Raw genomic sequence first — 16,344 nt, 5'->3', positions numbered from 1 at the left:
TCAGGATTTATATCGACACCTAAAGCTTGTAAGGGATTGTATCCTACAAGCTTTAGGTGCTTTTAAAACCACTTAACAACTCTTTGCGATCGATGAAAAAAATTACTGGAATCGCTCTGGCCTGTCTGGTCAGCTCCCTGGCCCTGGGCCAAAGTAAAACACCCGCCAGCCCCGAAGCCCAGATTGCGACTTTACAAAAGCAGTTATCCAATCTCCAGCACAGCTTCGATGCTCTGGATAAAGGCATTGATGACCTGAGCTGGGAGCAGAAAGTAGGCGATGTAGCCTTGGTAGACAAAGTAATTCTTACGGGGCCACCCCCAGCCGTCATTAAGAATCCCACGGGACAGGGAGCTAAAAATCCCGTTCGTTTTTCAGCATACGTCTTCATTCCCAGGAAACTCGATCCGAGCAAAAAGTACCCCTTACTGGTGCTTCCGCACGGCGGCGTCCATAGCAATTTCAACACGGCGTATGCCCATATTGTCAAGGAATTAACGGCTCAGGAATACGTAGTCATTGCCCCCGATTACCGGGGTAGTACAGGTTACGGCCGAGGCTTTTACGAATTGATTGATTACGGCGGACTGGAAGTGGATGACACCAAAAGTTGTCGGGATTACATGCTCGAAAACTACGATTTTATTGACAAAAGTCGGGTGGGCATCCTCGGCTGGAGTCACGGCGGAATGATTACCTTACTGAATCTCTTCAATTATCCCAACGCCTACGCCGTCGGTTACGCGGGTGTTCCCGTAAGTGACCTGATTGCCCGGATGGGTTATAAAAGTCAGGGCTACCGGGATGCCTATTCAGCGGATTTTCACTTAGGGAAATCAGCGGATGAAAACGTGGAAGAATACCGCAAACGCTCGCCCGCCTGGAACACGCACAAACTTCAGACTCCACTCCTGATTCACACCAATACCAACGATGAGGACGTGAACGTACTGGAAGTCGAGCACCTGATCAAAGCCCTCAAAGCCGATGGGAAGAAATTTGAATACGAAATCTACAAGGACGCTCCCGGTGGACATACCTTCAACCGTATCGATTCCTACGGTGCCAAGGAAAGCCGCCTGAAGATTTACGACTTTCTGGCCCAGTACCTCAAACCCAACAAGAAATTCAGGAATGTAAAGGAACTGATCGAGGTCAGTTATTTCCCGAAAACTAAATAAATTACCCCTTCGGAAGAGAGGGGCTTTCCCGGCCTCTCTTCCATTCTTTCCGCTGTAATCCTTCCTGCGTATGCATTGTAAACGTTTACTATTGGGCATCATCTGGATACTCGGCACGCTACAGGCGATGGGCCAGTCGGCAACCCAGACGCTGAAAATGCCCGGTCTGCAACAGTCCGTGGAGATCATTCGGGACCAATGGGGGGTATCGCACATTTACGCTAAAAATGACCATGATCTCTTTTTTGCCCAGGGCTACGTCGCCGCTACGGACCGCCTGTTTCAGCTGGAGCTTTGGCGGAGGCAGGCCACGGGTACCGTCGCCGAGTGGCTGGGACCTTCGGAGTTGAAACGGGATCTGGGTACGCGATTGTTTAAGTTTCGTCAGAACCTCGACCAGGAATTCGCTCATTATCATCCCAGGGGTAAACTCATCATTACCGCCTACACCGCGGGTGTGAATGCCCGGATAGCTGAGGTCCGGAAGGATACGAGCAAGCTTTCCTTCGAGTTTAAATTACTGAAAAGCGTACCCGGATTCTGGACGCCGGAGGTCGTTATCAGTCGCCACCAGGGCCTGATTGCCAACCTCACAAGTGAGTTGAGTTTTGGGCGGCAGGTTCACGTCATGGGGGAAGAAAAAACCCGGGAACTCAACTGGTTTCACCCCACGCGTACGCCCGCGTCCGAACCGAAACTTACACTGGAGAAGGGAGTAGACGGTGCCGCCCTAATGCAGGATATTCTGGGCCTGTACAATGCCTTCCGGGCTCCCTTACGCTTTAAAAAACCGGGCTCTGATGTAGGAAAGACCTTTGACTTTCTGGACTGGTACGAAACGGAAAAAGAATACGTGGGATCGAACAACTGGACGCTGAGCGGCGAAAAGTCGCAAAGTCATTTCCCGATGTTAGCCAATGATCCGCACCGTACGCAGTCTACGCCTTCCCTGCGGTACTGGATTCACCTCAACGCTCCGGGCTGGAATGTGGTAGGAGCCGGCGAACCGACGTTACCCGGCGTATCCATCGGTCATAATGACTACGGAGCCTGGGGACTGACCATCTCGGGATCGGACTGCGAGGATCTGTACGTGTACGATCTCAACCCGCAAAACCCGAATCAATATCGATACAAAGGGCAGTGGGTGGCGATGAAAATCGTGACGGATACAATCCCCGTTAAAGGTCAGCAACCGCAGGTGGTACAGTTGAAATACACCCGTCACGGTCCGGTGGTGTTCGAAGACGCAAAAGCCAATAAAGCTTACGCCGTGCGAGCGGGCTGGATGGACGTGGGTTGTGCCCCTTATCTGGCAAGTCTTCGTATGAATCAGTCGAAAAGCTGGGACGAGTTTCGCGAGGCTTGCTCCTTCGCCCGGCTTCCGTCGCTCAACATGATCTGGGCCGATCGTAAAGGGCATATCGGCTGGCAGGTTTCAACGTTAGCACCCATTCGCCCCAACTGGTCCGGACTGGTACCCGTCCCCGGCGACGGACGATTTGAATGGGAGGGTTATCTGCCCATCCAGCAGTTACCGCACCTGAGCGACCCCGCCAAAGGCTTCATTGCCTCGGCCAATAGTAACCTTACCTCGCCTGACTACCAACCCCGTACGGCCCTCGGTTGGGAATGGTCAACTCCGTACCGAACCGATCGGCTGGAAGAAGTGCTGGGCAGTAGTAAACGGTTCAATCTGAGTGATTTTTCGCAGTTACAGAATGATGTTCTGTCCATTCCCGCCCGCACGCTGGTACCGCTGCTGAAATTTGCTTTTCCTTCGAACGAGGAATCGATTCAGAAAGCCGTAAGCCTGCTGCAAAACTGGGATTTCCGGTTGAACCCGGAATCCATAGAAGCGGCCATTTACGTCGAATGGGAAAACCAACTGCGGGACTACGTGTACGAAAAAGCAGTACCCAAAGCCGCTCAGGCTCATTTCAGAAAGCTTTCTACGAAAGTTCTGATCGACTATCTGCTCACGCCGCCGCCGGAAGTTTTTGGCTCTACACCCCTCGAAACCCGGAATCAGGTAGTAACCACGGCCTTGCAGGAAGCCCTGACGGTATTGACCAAACGGTTAGGCAAAGATTCCAAGAACTGGGCATATGGGCAGACTACTAACAAACACATTACCATCACGCATGCCTTTAGTGACTGGGTAAGTCCCGCAATGCAACAGAAAATCAACCTGGGTCCAATTGCCCGGGGTGGCAATGCGGAGACAATCAACAATTCGGGCAATACGTTGAATCAGACGCACGGAGCTTCGTTCCGAATCCTGGTAGATACCGAAAACTGGGATAAGACGCTGGGCGTAAATAGTCCGGGGCAATCCGAAAATCCCGAAGATCCGCATTACCGGGATTTGTTCGACAAATGGAATCGGGGGGAGTACTTCCCGGTGTATTTCAACAAAGAAAAAATCAAAAGCGTAGCTGATCGAACGACCTTGCTTACGCCCTGACCCCAAGTGGTTGATGCTGCGTTTTCTCAACGAAAGGATTGCAGCCCTTTCTAATCGAGGCTTTCTTTTCTTCGATTGCCTGCTCTATAAATTACACCGCTTTCAAAGCTGGATCGGGGATTCGGCTTTGAAAACGGTACGTTCCAGCCTAACGAAGGTTACACCGGAAACAATGGTTTTTTTCCAGATCTTCCGCACTATTCTTCCCATTCTTCAATGATCCAAGTACGCTAGCTCTCCACCCGTTACTTATCGCTTGTTTACTGTCTTCCCCAAAGAGACCTGAATGATGCGTGAATGCATTCGTTCTTCACTTAAAACACGCCCCTGTACGGTTTTTTAGTAGTGGACTTACCTCAAGAAACAAATCATTCTTGAGGTAGTTGTTCCTTTTCAACGTTAGGATCAATTCATTTCTCCCTTCAACGAAAGTATTGATTGTTATTCGTAATTATGACCTCACCCCGCGTCTACACTGATTCGTTTCCCTTTTTACAAGGAGGTGGAGAAATGGGTCAACTTACCCGGCAGTTCGACTGGTCGAAGACCTCGCTCGGAACCCCGGATACCTGGCCAGCCAGCTTGTGTATCAGTCTGGGTATTTTACTGAACTCCAAGTTTCCCATGTTTCTTTACTGGGGACCCGACTATATCTGCTTTTACAACGACGCCTACCGACCCAGTCTGGGCGTTACGGGTAAACATCCAGCGGTACTTGGCAGCCGCGGCGAAGACATTTGGCCGGAAGTGTGGGCGTTTAATGGTCCCCGGCTCAACGCCATCATGGCGGGTGGCGAAGCAACCTGGGAGGAAGATCAGCTTTTGCCCATCTATCGGAACGGAAAAATGGAACCCGTGTACTGGACCTACAGCTACAGTCCCGTTAAAGACGAAAAGGGTCAGGTACGGGGCGTATTTGTGGCGTGTACGGAGACTACACAGAAAGTGCTGACGGTTCAGCAACTTGCTGTTTCTGAGCAACGTTTCCAAAATCTGATTCGTCAGGCTACGGCGGGCATTATTGTTCTGACCGGGGAATCGCTGCGGGTAACGATTGTCAATGAAGCCTACGCCCGACTGGTGAACCGTACGGTTGAGGAGCTTCTGCATCATCCTTTGTTTGAGATTATTCCCGAAGCAACTGACCCTTTTCAGACTATAATACAGGGAGTTATGCAATCCGGCGAACCCATGTACCTCTACGAACAACCGTATCAGATACAGGTTGAAAACGGGACCAGACAGGGCTTTTTAAATCTGGTTTATCAGCCGTATCGCGAGCAGGATGGTACGATCACGGGTGTCATCGTCTTTTGTCAGGACGTCACTTCGCAGGTGCACGCCCAGCAGGAACTATTGAATAAAAGCCGTGATCTGGAACTAGCCTTAGCGATTGGAAACCTGGGTAGCTTTAAGGTAGATCTAGCGAGTCGCATCTCTACGCACGCTCAGCAAATCATGGACTGGTTTGAGTTACCCAGCAAGGAGTACCCACTCGACGAAGTTTTTCAACTCATTCACGAACAGGACCGTGAAAAAACGATCCAGGCGATTGAAGATTCCATCGCGGGTAAGCAGGGTGGTTATCACAATGTCACCTACCGGGTCATCAGTCGCCAGAATGGCCACTTGCGTTACCTGCATTCCATGGGACAGGTTCTGACGGAAAAAGGGCAACCCATTTCGATTTCGGGTATCATTCAGGATGTTACGCCAACGGTTGTTAGCCGCCAGGCACTCGAAGAAAGTGAAGCGGCTTTGCGGGATGCCATTGAACTGGCGGAATTGACCACCTGGACTATTGATCTTGCGAAAGGCCAGATGTACACCTCTGAAAAGTACGCCCGTAAGTTTGGCCTATCTCATACGGAAATTTCCCTGGAAAAAGCCTGGTCCATGGTACATCCCGATGATCGGAGTCATCTCACCCGGTTATGGGAGCAATCCTTAAGTCCGGAATCCAACGGTCGGTTTGAGGCCGAATATCGAATCCTGAATGCGGAGACGGGTCATGCCCAGGCCATTCAGGTTATCGGTCAGCACTACAGGAATGCAAAAGGCGAGGTCCATCGTTTTCTAGGTACAGCCCGTGATATTACGCTGGAACGGGCGTTACAAAACACACTGGAAAACGAAGTACAAAAACGCACCGAGGAATTAGCCGCCGTGAATGAAGAGTTGCAGGCCAGTAGCGAAGAAGTAGTGAAAAGCAACGAAATCCTATCGACGCATCTGGAGGAAATGACGCAGCTGAATCGACTACTGCATCTTTCCAATGATCGTTTGAAGCAGTTCGCTTACGTAGCCAGTCACGATTTACAGGAACCGCTGCGGAAAATTCAGGCCTTCAGTACACTCATTGAAAAGAAATACGCGGACCGACTGGATGAACAGGGTCTGACCATCCTGTCAAAAATTACCAAATCCGGCGAACAAATGTCCACCCTGATTCAGGACCTACTGGCCTTTTCACGGCTGGCCGTCGATCAGGACGAAAAAATGATTGTTTCGTTACAGCGAGTATTAGCCCGCGTACTGGAATCGCTGGAAATACGTCTACAGGAAACGAAAGCGGACTTACAGATTGATCCGTTACCGGCTTTGCTGGGGGATGAGAGTCAGCTTCGGCAATTGTTTCAGAACCTGCTTTCCAATGCCTTGAAGTTTGTCAAAGCCGGAGAGATTCCGCGTATTCACGTGTATTCGCAACTGATTCCATCCGGTGGTTTACCCCCGGAACTGCAAACCGTGCTGAAGGCTCCGCGGTATTATCGCATCAGCGTAGCCGACCAGGGTATTGGTTTTGAGCCGCAGTACGCCGAGCGTTTATTCGAAGTTTTTCAGCGACTGCATACCCGACAGCAGTACAAGGGAACGGGCATTGGACTGGCCATTTGTCAGCGAGTCATGGAAAATCATCAGGGAGCCATTACTGCCGAAAGTGAACCCGGACAGGGAGCCACCTTCCACGTTTTTTTCCCGGCCTGATATAATAGGCTATGAAACAGAAACAGGGGTTAGGAACATCTGTTTTCTAACCCCTTTTTGCTTAAGTAAAGTACCAGAAATTACTCATGAAGTACCTTACATATCATCGGTCTTTCGCAGTATTGAAATTTGTTTTCATGGCTTGAATAATCTTTTCTCACTGTACCGCTTCGTGAATGCCCGTGTTCTGCCAGCTTCGGGTGGCCGCTGAATCCAGTACAGCCTGGCATACCCGTTGTGTTTGCAGAGCATCAAGAAAGGTAGGATGACAGGGTTCATCGGTTTCCAGACTTTTCAGAAAATCAGCGACCTGATGCACGAAGCTATGTTCGTAGCCTAGCCCTAAACCGGGTACCCACCACTGACTCAGGTAGGGATGTTCGCCATCTGTAACGTGAATGGATCGCCAGCCCCGCAAGGCCGATGCATCGCGGTGATCAAAGTATTCCAGTCGGTTCAAATCATGCAGATCCCAGCGGATGGACGCGTGTTCGCCGTTGATTTCAAAGGTATACAACGCTTTGTGACCCCGGGCATATCGCGTGGATTCGAACAAACCGAGCGAACCATTTTCAAAATGACAGTGAAACAGGCAGGCATCGTCAATACCGACGGCCGTAAGTTCTCCGGTTTGTTCATGAACCCGCTCTTTGATGAACGTTTCGGTTACCGCTGATACGTCCCGAATCGACCCGTTCAGCCACAGAGCCGTATCAATGCAGTGGGCGAGTAAATCGCCCGTAACCCCCGACCCCGCCGAGGCAACGTCCATTCGCCAGTTTCCTCCCCCCTGTGATAGATTAGCATTTATAGTCCAGTCCTGCAAAAAATTGGCCCGGTAATGAAAGATACGTCCCAGCTGCCCCGAATCGATGATTTGCTTGGCCAGCGTAACCGCGGGCAGGCGGCGGTAATTGTACCAGACCGTATTGCGAACCCCGGCTTTTTCTACCGCCGCTACCATCGCTTCGGCTTCGGATAAGGTTCGGGCCAGGGGCTTTTCACAGAGAATCATTTTTCCGGCTGCCGCTGCTGCTAGTGCTATTTCCGCGTGCCACTCATTGGGTGTACAGATGTCGATGGCATCAATGTCGTCCCGGGCAATCAGGGCCTGCCAGTCCGTTTCGACCGAGGCGTAGCCCCATTGCTGAGCAAAATCTGTTACCTTTTCAAGGTTTCGCGAGCAGACGGCCTGCAGAACCGGACGATAGGCCAGTTTCGGGAAAAAATCACCAACCCGTTTATACCCGTTTGAATGCGTACGGCCCATAAAGCCCGTACCAATTAAACCAATGCGGAGTTCTTTGGATGCGTTCATGTGTGTAGGGAAAGGTTAAGCTTCTGACCAGCCGTGAGCTTCGCGTACCTGAATCATCACCGCCAGAATGTCGTTCCAGGTTTGCTGCCGTTGCATTACTTCGTTGGGAAACATACAGCCATCCCAACAAATGTGGCGGAAGGCTTTGGTGAGCTGCCCCTTTTCATCCCGCAGCCAGTAGCCCGCATCGTGTACAATGTCGAGTTTACCCGCAGGGTCCGTGGGTAAACAATGCCGTCCGGTTTTATCGTGCGAGCCCGTTCCGTACACGGTTCCATCGTTTTGGGCCACGTGAAAATCGACCGTCCAGGGTCGTAGGGCTGCCGTTAGCGTTTGAAGGGCCTCTTGAAGGGTATCGCGGTCACTCCAGTCGAAATCGGGCGGTAAGATGCGATCCTCGGGTCGGTTTGTTCCCAGCAGATACAGAAGCGTATGTGACATATCCGCCTGAAAACCCAGGTTGGGTCGATTGACGGCTTCCAGCGTTTCGAGCATGGTTTTCCAACTGTGCATACCGCCCCAGCAGACTTCCCCCTCCGCCGCCAGCGTTTCTCCGTACTCGGCTGCAATGTCACAGGCCCGGCGAAAGGTATCGGCAATTTTCTGCGTATTTCCGTGCGGGTCCGTGGCCCACTGCTCCGGCGAGCTGGCCGAATCAATGCGAATGACGCCGCCGGGACGGATTCCGATCTGCCGTAACTTCTGCCCAAAGCGACAGGATTTACGAACCTGTTCCAGAAAAAAGGCCTGCTCTGATGCAGAACCCAGGGCCGGGCCGCCCCAGATGGGAGCCACCAGACTACCGACGTCCAGACCAAAGCCGCTGATTTTGTCGGCAAGTGCCTGAATCTCTCGATCGTCGGCATCCAGATTGACGTGCTGCTCGAAGAGGCCCAGATCTATGCCATCGAAGGTAATGCCGTTGACTTCGGCCCCGGCCGTCAGTTCAAGCATGGTATCGAGGGAAAGAATGGGTTCCAAGTCAGGCCCCTTGCCGACAATGCCGGGCCAGGTAGCGTTATGAAGTTTAGGGAATGTATGCATCGTAAATAGGTTCAGAGGATACGTGAAAAAATCTAGTCAAGTACCAGATCGGGATTGTTGGGACCGAAGTGTTTGAGCATCACCAGCGGCTCCGTGGCGGAAGCATTGGTAATTACAACACCCGCAAGAGCTGCTTTTTCGCTGACAAAAAATTCATCACTGGTCAACTGCCCGTAGCGAATCAGACTGGGCGTTTCGATGTTCCAGACCCCCAGTTTCCCGTGCCCCTGCATGAGAATGAGTCCGTACGCTGCCCCATCCTGAATGGTTACGGTCTGGCCGGGCAGGACGGTCAATTCTTTAGCACTGAAGGCTTCGGATTTATAACATACCCAGCTTTCCTGATACCCCTGCATCGCTTCCGGATCGCGTACGGGTTTAGGAGCCATGAATCGGTTTTGCATCATCTGCGGGTCCAGATTCAGGTCCCAGTCGATCACTTCCAGGAGTTGTTCCACATCCCCGCGACGCTCGGGTGGCGTCCCATTCCAGAGTAGTTCTTCCGGAATAATCGCTTCATTGACCAGGGACTGGTACATGGCGAAAACGTCCGAAGCCTTTTGCGGTTCGTACGTACACAGGCTACCGGGAGCGTGCAGCAATCCGGGCGGCACGTCCCAGCCGGTACCGGGTTCGAGCCGGTATGCCTGCGAAAGATTGGTGATTTTGTTATCGCCTTTGGTAAAAGTTTCCAGGCATTGGCGGACCTGCGAGTGCGTGGTACCCGGCGTCAGTCCAAAGAACGTATAGGGAAAGTCTCCGCCGTGGTTGTTTAGTTGTGGTGGAAAGTAATACGCCTCTGGTTTACCCAGCTGCCCGATGAGCCGGGCGTGTTCGTCGTTATGGTGGATGTGATGCGGCAAGGGACCCATGTTGTCGAAAAACTTGGAATACATCGGCCAGCTCTGGTATGCATTCCAAAGTCGATCGCCGATTAACGCCCCCTTCAACTCCGCTACGGCATCCTTCAAAAGAAACTGATGACAGGTTCCGTCTGCTTCGAACACAACCTGACTGAGGCCTTCGTCCTGGCCCGTCAAGGGTCCGTTTTTAGCGGGTGTCGTCGAAGCCAGCCAGCGTTCATCGATACCACCCCGCTCGCCCCCGAGTACGTAGTAGTCATCGGGATGCAGTTTGATTCGCCGACCCGGTACACAAAAAGAGCGGGGCACCCAGGTAGGAGCCAGTCGTAGAATGCCTTGTCCCTGCTCTAAGGCCCGGACGGCCATGCTTGCTGATGTCATTGTCATAATAAGGTTTAGTGGTATGGCATGAAAAGCGTTTCCAGAGCCCGCGGATCCGTCAGCACCTCTATTTCCAGTTCGTACACACGACGTTCACCGGGTTCGAGCCAAATCAGCTGCCGGGTTGCTCGGGCCTGGGCCTGACCCATCGGCGGGTGGGTTCCGGGTTCAAGGCCCGTCACGTACTCGCCCTTTCCCCAATGTTGCCAGTTGGTCAACCAGGGAAGCTGCTGTTTATAAAAGCGAATGACAAGTGCCAATCCTAACGTTTCATTATATACGCCACATTGACACTGTCCTGCTTCGTCCGCTTCCAGATTAATAAAGGCTACTTCCTCCCCCGCCCCGGCGTGGGCGTCCAGGGGGGCGGGACAGGTACGAAAATCATGCTCGGGTCGAAACAATTGCGAGGACTCCGATCCCGCCTCCCAGGAACCCCGCCAGAGGAGGCGGGTACCCTCATCGATGAGCGGCCAGCCCAGATTGATATGGTACAGCAGCATGTGCGGAGCCGTAGTATTGCCCCGATTGACTATTTCGTCCCGCAAGCGAAGACTGGCTTTTCCCAACGTTGACGAAAGGGTACGGCTTAGTTCCAACCGCGTACCTAAGGCCTGACTTTGACGAATCCGCCCGCGTACGCTCATAACCAGCTGACCCGTGAATGGATCGGGTTGCGTGATACATTCGAGTTCTGCGGGTGTATTGCTGAACGTATCGTGCAGACCGCGTTCCCCCCATTCGTCGCTTTCCGGACCACCTACGTGCGTCAATCCACAGGTAGTCAGCAGGCCGCCTCCGAAAGTTCGCAGCCAGCCCAAACCCCGGTTAGAAAAGGGCTGCGGCGTGGTAATGCCCCCGTGACTCAGCCAGGCCAGACTGTGTTGCTGATAAAAAGCCTCGGCAATGTCCATTCCCCGATCCAGTACTACTTTGTACCGCAGTCCCGCTCCGGTATTCACCCAGGCGATTCGATTGCCCCGTCCGGGTCCGTTATCGAGTACGGACGTTTCGATGCCCCCCAGTTGGGCGGGATTGGAAATTTTGTCCCGACTCCGCTGATCGATTCCTGCCATGGTTTACAAGGTTTTTAGACGGAGATTCCGGTATTCAACTTTCATGGGCGGACCTACGTGTACCTGCACCCCTAGTAAACCCGCTTTTTGCCATGTACCGTATCCAGCTCGGTCACGTCACTCATCAGTACCCCATTGATAAAATGTTGCAGGCGATTCCCTTTCACAATCAGGTGAAATTCGTTCCAATCCTCGGTTTTGATACGGCTTTGCAGAGCTTCCGCTTCCCCCAGCGATTTCTCAACCGTCAGCATTGTCCAGGCATTGTTTTTAATCAGATCGCGGACGTTTCCCTGCGTAAAGGGCTGGATGCGGGTTTGCTGACCCCGGTACGCGAGCGTCGTGCGGCCTCGTTCCTCGTAATTCTGCCCCGTGTATTTGTTTTGGCCATCGATATCTGCCTGATAGCCTTTCAGGGCGTAGGGTACCTCCGGGACGCGTTCACTGCGGTAATTGATGCCCGAATTCCCATCTTTCGTAATTCGAAAGGTACCCTTCAATTCAAAATCTGCCGGTTGCTGTTGCTGCCAGATCAGGAAAGTATTGGTTTTTAGAAGAGTAGTCGGCGTTACCTCGCCCACCAGCGTACCGTTTTCGATCCGCCAGTAGGTGGGATCACCTTCCCAGCCTTCCAGCGATGATCCGTTCAACAGGGGTACAAAACCGGATTCGGTAGTCTGGGCCCGGCCTTCGGAGCTACCGATCCAAAGTCCGAAGAAGAGTAGGAGCGTAATTCGTGCGTGTCGTATCATAGGTCGATTATTCGTTACCACCCGCCGTTTTGGGTTGATATACTTCGTGTTGTGGATTGCCGGAAGACTTTAAAAACGCCATCAGATCTTTGAGCTCCTCCGCATTAAGCCCATTGATCAAGCCCGGAAGCATCATCGACACGGAGGAATATTTAGTAGAGGTAACGTTCTTCTTGGGAATCTTCTGAACCTGCTCCGGAGCGAAGGGATTCTGCGAGATGGTATAGCTGGTCTTATCTTCGTTCACCAGCCGTCCCACCAGCGACTTGCCATTTTTCAGGGAAAAGATGGTCGAAGCGTACTGATCGGAAACGGTTTTGTCCGGGTCAATGATGGCTTCTAAAATATCTTTGTTGGAAAAGCGAGTGCCCAGCTGAGTTAAATCCGGACCAATGTCACCGCCTTCGCCCCGCAGGGTATGGCACCGACTGCACAGAATGGCCGAGTAGATGTTTTTACCCCGATCGAAATTGCGACGGTTCAGGCCACTATCTACTACCGCCAGGGCGTCGCTCGTCTTCCAGTTTCGACCTGGTCCCTGTAAGGTATAATTGCTGGCTAATTCATTCCCCGACCGACCGATCAGCCCTTCCCCCGAAAGTTTGTTGTAGCGATCAAACTGCTCTTTGGGTACTTGGGATAGGGCCATTTTCCGGGCCTTATCGATGAAACCAATGTAACTGCGACCACCCTGGTATTGAAACGCCTGGGCAAACCATTCGAAGTACTGCGACCGTAGTTCCGGCGTCCAGCCCGTTTGCTGGCGACTAAGCATTACGGCATAAAAAGTCTGCTGGGCGGGGGGCATTTTTTCCAGCATCTTGGCGATGTCCAGTCCATATTGCGGATTACGCAAAATCAGATCGGAAGAACTGGTAGCGGCAATACCGCCCAGGGTCTGACTGCCGGGTTCTTCTTTCTGACGCATCAGGGCCAGCGTTTTGGGGGCCGCCTGCGGGGATTCCAGGGCGATCAGTAGCTTGCTCAAGCCCCGGTTAAGTACGGCACTGCGGGCCGGGTACAGCGGTTCTAGCGTAGCCAGTAAGCGAGTTTTTTCCGGAGCCGTTGGCGTGCCCAAGCGTAGCAGTACCAGTTCATGCACCCGAAGCCAGTCTACCTGCTGTGCTTCATTAAGCCGCTCGAATTTGATTTTTGCCAGAGCTTCGAGTACCTGACTTTTCAGCGTGGCCGGGGCCTGTCGGGTCAGGGCCAGCAGAGCCTGAAGCGAACGCTGTGGATCGGATTCCTGCAAGGCTTTTTCCTGCCATTGGGCTACGGGCTGATGCTCCAGAGCCAGACGGGCCGCGTACCGGACAAATCGATCCGAGTGGTTAAGATGGGGCCAGGCCAGGTCTACGGCCTGCGGCTGAGCCTTTTCGTGAAAGGCCTCCAGCTGGCGGCGAAGCTGCTGTTCAGAAGTTAGCGAAGCGGTTACGGCTTTAGGTTCCTCCACAGCCCCCTGATAGGAGACCCGGTACAGATCAGATTCGAGTCGACGTCCGCCCGTTAAGAAATACAGAGCACCATCCGGCCCAATAAGTCCATCCGTCAGGGGCAGAGCCGGTCCGGAAATAAATTCTTCCAGTTGAGCCTCGTAGCTGGCTCCTTTCGGCTTGAGCTGTACGGCGTAGATGATGCCGAAACTCCAGTCGAAAGCAAATAAAGCGTTCCGGTATTTTTCGGGGAAACGGGCGGAACCTCCGTGGATGAGATTCGTAGGCGAGCCTTGTCCAACGTTCACAACGGGCGGTAAATTATCCGGATACGCCGGCAGCCATTTGCCATTGCCCGTTCGCCAGCCAAACTCCGCCCCACTCGTTACGTGGCAGATGCGGGTGGGCCGGTACCAGGGCAGTCCGAAATCCCATTCCATATCCGAATCGTAGGTAAACAGTTCGCCCGCTTCGTTGAAGGCCAGATCGAAGGGGTTCCGAAAACCCGCCGCGACGAGTTCCCAGTTCGAACCCAGCGAATCGATGTGAGCAATCCACCCCCCCGGTGCCATCCGGTCTACGGCGTGCCCTCTGGGATCTTTGATCGTGGGCAGGAGGTTATCTTCCTGCCAATTTTGGGTCAGTCGGTAGCTATTCATTTCGGGCACGTCGGTATGATTCCCCGCAATGACGTAAATGGACTGTTTGTCCGGAGCCAATACCAGGCTATGCGGACCGTGTTCACCTTCCCCTTTCAGGGATTTCAGCAACGTAATTTTATCAAACTGATCATCACCATTGGTATCCTGAAGCCGATACAGGCCGCTGCCTTTGTCAAAGTTCTTGTCACTTTCGTGGTTCACCATGACATACAGGCTGTTAAAAGCCCAGAGTAAACCCTGAGCGTAGCCCATTCGAACTTTTGTCTTGACTGGGTCGGGTACGTTGGCATCCGGTAATTGAATCGGCAGGGGCTCCACCTTTGGCTTCGCATCCGGTACTCCCAGCGGCGGGATTTCCAGGCGATAGAGGTAGCCGTACTGATCGGCAGTAATGAGTCGGCCTTTTCCATCAAAGGTCATCGCCACCCACGAACCCTGCTTCTGCTCCGAAGGGCTGTAGAGGTGTTCCGCTTTAAATCCGGCGGGTAGTTTGAGTTTTTTGACTTTCGGATGTTCAGGCTCCGGGGCCTGAACGATCCAGGCAGTCGAGCCCAGGATCCCCAACAGAAGCAGTCCATACACGAGCGTCTGCCTGGTAAAAAAAGAGGGTAAAGCCATGACGGTTTCGGAAGATTAGGGCAAGGTCTTCCTCCCTTTCCATAGGTCGGAAAGGAGGCCTTGCCTGCGTAACATCAAATGAATTACCAGCCCGGATTCTGCTCAAAACCATTGAGCCGGATTTCCCGCTGGGGAATCGGATACAGCAGCATGTAATCCTGCACATTGAAGGCAGCAGCACTCAGGCGGGGTAGTCGCTTTTTCTCCTCGACACCGTGAGCATTCATTACCGTCCGTGCCCGTCCGGTTCGCAGGAGGTCAAACCAGCGGTGGTTTTCAAAAGCCACCTCTACCCGTTGCTCGTGATACACCGCTTCACGAAAGGCCGTCTGACTCAGACCCGCCAGCGGAGCCAGCCCCGCCCGTTGACGAACGGGATTCAGGTACTGGTACGCCGCAGCCGTTTGTCCCGTTTCGTTCAGAGCCTCCGCCAGCATGAGCATCACATGACTATAGCGATATACGGGCCAGTTGTCGTCGGTTCGGCCCTGTAGCTTGAAGGGTGGATGAAAGAATTTTTTGATGTAAGGCAGCGAATCCTGGCCAAACGCTTCCGAATACTTGGCATTACCGGCATCAATGTAGTACCCAATCGAAGCGTCCCGCCGTTTGTCTCCTTTTTCGTAGGCCTGAAAAATATTCCGCGTGGGAATGTTCATACCACCCAGATTGCCCTGAAAAGTCGTGAGTGGCACACCGGCGTTATACGGTCCAAAGGAGTAGATAAAGTTGCTGCTTTCCCCTTCCATATCGGCGTTGTACTGCACTTCAAAGACCGATTCGGAATGGTTTTTATTTATCGTCGCAAATACGCTGGCGTAATCGCTGACCAATGTATAGCCCTTGACCTGTTCGAAGGAGGCGATGGCTTTTGCATAGTCTTTCCGCGTCAGGTACACGTGTCCCAGTAAGGTATGAGCGGCCCCCTTCGTAGCCCGACCGACGTTTTGGCCCGTATACGTTTGCGGCAATTGGTTCACCGCATCCTGCACGTCGCTGATAATTTGCTGGTAAATGTTGTCGACGCTGGCTTTTTCCGCCGTAAAGGCCTGTTCCGGTCCGGCAATTTCCTTCGTAATCAGCGGAACGGAGCCGAATAAACGTACCAGATAAAAGTAGTGCACCGCCCGCAGGAATTTAGCCTCGCCCACGTACTGGGCCTTGAGGCTTTCGTCCTTAAATGGAACCGCATCTATCCGGCTCAGGATGACATTGGACTGCATGACGCCCTTGTACAAGGCAGCCCAGACATTCTGCACGTAATTGTTGGAAGAATTGATCAGGAACTCGTCAATTTCCTCCCGTTGCTGGACCCCGCGATCACTTTCGTTGAACTGGTACGTGGTGTTATCCGATCGCATTTCAGCCATCGCGTACAGATCTCCCGTGTATAAACCCTGGAGCTGCCCGTAGGCTCCGTTGACGGCTTTTAACACCTGATCTTCCGTGCTATAGTACTTGTCACCACTCGTAAAGCTGTGCGGATTGACATCGAGTGCTTGCTGGCAGGCCGTCAGGCTCAACAACAGGGCTGCGAACAAAAGGTATGTTTTCATCGGTT

The 16,344-nt window shown here is 52.8% G+C and carries 9 protein-coding genes and 1 pseudogene; 3 read left to right on the top strand and 7 right to left on the bottom strand.

The window, feature by feature from the left end; all coding sequences use genetic code 11:
- Nucleotides 1-92 precede the first annotated feature (92 nt).
- The 3 genes from BWI97_RS20030 (at nt 93) to BWI97_RS20015 (ending at nt 6,636) form a co-directional block, all read left to right on the top strand.
- A complete protein-coding gene (locus BWI97_RS20030; protein ID WP_102202503.1) occupies nt 93-1,181 on the top strand; it encodes a S9 family peptidase in 1,089 nt (362 codons plus the stop codon).
- Between the two features lie 70 nt (nt 1,182-1,251).
- Nucleotides 1,252-3,648: a penicillin acylase family protein gene (locus BWI97_RS20025; protein WP_369826617.1), complete on the top strand. Its 2,397-nt coding sequence runs from the start codon at nt 1,252-1,254 to the stop codon at nt 3,646-3,648.
- A gap of 510 nt (nt 3,649-4,158) precedes the next feature.
- The gene (locus BWI97_RS20015; RefSeq protein ID WP_158242806.1) at nt 4,159-6,636 is read left to right on the top strand and encodes a PAS domain-containing sensor histidine kinase; all 2,478 of its coding nucleotides are present in this window, start codon (nt 4,159-4,161) and stop codon (nt 6,634-6,636) included.
- A 157-nt stretch (nt 6,637-6,793) separates the two neighbouring features.
- Here BWI97_RS20015 and BWI97_RS20010 read toward each other — a convergent pair whose 3' ends face one another.
- The 7 genes and pseudogenes from BWI97_RS20010 to BWI97_RS19980 form a co-directional block, all read right to left on the bottom strand.
- Complete coding sequence (locus tag BWI97_RS20010) at nt 6,794-7,954, bottom strand: Gfo/Idh/MocA family protein (protein WP_102202500.1); 1,161 nt, start codon at nt 7,952-7,954, stop codon at nt 6,794-6,796.
- Between the two features lie 15 nt (nt 7,955-7,969).
- A complete protein-coding gene (locus tag BWI97_RS20005) occupies nt 7,970-8,998 on the bottom strand; it encodes a sugar phosphate isomerase/epimerase (protein ID WP_102202499.1) in 1,029 nt (342 codons plus the stop codon).
- Nucleotides 8,999-9,030: 32 nt separating this feature from the next.
- Nucleotides 9,031-10,242: a class I mannose-6-phosphate isomerase gene (locus BWI97_RS20000; protein ID WP_369826616.1), complete on the bottom strand. Its 1,212-nt coding sequence runs from the start codon at nt 10,240-10,242 to the stop codon at nt 9,031-9,033.
- A 14-nt stretch (nt 10,243-10,256) separates the two neighbouring features.
- Nucleotides 10,257-11,318, bottom strand: a complete 1,062-nt coding sequence (locus BWI97_RS19995) for an aldose 1-epimerase family protein (protein WP_102202497.1) — start codon at nt 11,316-11,318, stop codon at nt 10,257-10,259.
- Nucleotides 11,319-11,321: 3 nt separating this feature from the next.
- Nucleotides 11,322-12,070: pseudogene (locus BWI97_RS19990) on the bottom strand (DUF1080 domain-containing protein).
- Nucleotides 12,071-12,077: 7 nt separating this feature from the next.
- On the bottom strand, nt 12,078-14,783 hold the full coding sequence (locus BWI97_RS19985) for a c-type cytochrome (protein WP_102202496.1): 2,706 nt from the start codon (nt 14,781-14,783) through the stop codon (nt 12,078-12,080).
- Nucleotides 14,784-14,866: 83 nt separating this feature from the next.
- Nucleotides 14,867-16,339 carry a RagB/SusD family nutrient uptake outer membrane protein gene (locus BWI97_RS19980; protein ID WP_102202495.1) on the bottom strand — a complete coding sequence of 491 codons (1,473 nt, stop codon included), beginning with the start codon at nt 16,337-16,339 and terminating at the stop codon, nt 14,867-14,869.
- Between the last annotated feature and the right edge of the window lie 5 nt (nt 16,340-16,344).

Source organism: Siphonobacter sp. BAB-5405 (assembly GCF_002872335.1).
GTDB lineage: Bacteria > Bacteroidota > Bacteroidia > Cytophagales > Spirosomataceae > Siphonobacter.
Note: the sequence above shows the minus strand (reverse complement) of the source record. Positions and strands in the feature narration are given on the sequence as shown.

Bases quoted from the DNA above. Each gene is read 5' to 3' on its own strand.
- BWI97_RS20030 (WP_102202503.1), top strand. From the start codon at position 93: ATGAAAAAAATTACTGGAATCGCTCTGGCCTGTCTGGTCAGCTCCCTG.
- BWI97_RS20025 (WP_369826617.1), top strand. From the start codon at position 1,252: ATGCATTGTAAACGTTTACTATTGGGCATCATCTGGATACTCGGCACG.
- BWI97_RS20015 (WP_158242806.1), top strand. From the start codon at position 4,159: ATGGGTCAACTTACCCGGCAGTTCGACTGGTCGAAGACCTCGCTCGGA.
- BWI97_RS20010 (WP_102202500.1), bottom strand. From the start codon at position 7,954: ATGAACGCATCCAAAGAACTCCGCATTGGTTTAATTGGTACGGGCTTT.
- BWI97_RS20005 (WP_102202499.1), bottom strand. From the start codon at position 8,998: ATGCATACATTCCCTAAACTTCATAACGCTACCTGGCCCGGCATTGTC.
- BWI97_RS20000 (WP_369826616.1), bottom strand. From the start codon at position 10,242: ATGACATCAGCAAGCATGGCCGTCCGGGCCTTAGAGCAGGGACAAGGC.
- BWI97_RS19995 (WP_102202497.1), bottom strand. From the start codon at position 11,318: ATGGCAGGAATCGATCAGCGGAGTCGGGACAAAATTTCCAATCCCGCC.
- BWI97_RS19985 (WP_102202496.1), bottom strand. From the start codon at position 14,783: ATGGCTTTACCCTCTTTTTTTACCAGGCAGACGCTCGTGTATGGACTG.
- BWI97_RS19980 (WP_102202495.1), bottom strand. From the start codon at position 16,339: ATGAAAACATACCTTTTGTTCGCAGCCCTGTTGTTGAGCCTGACGGCC.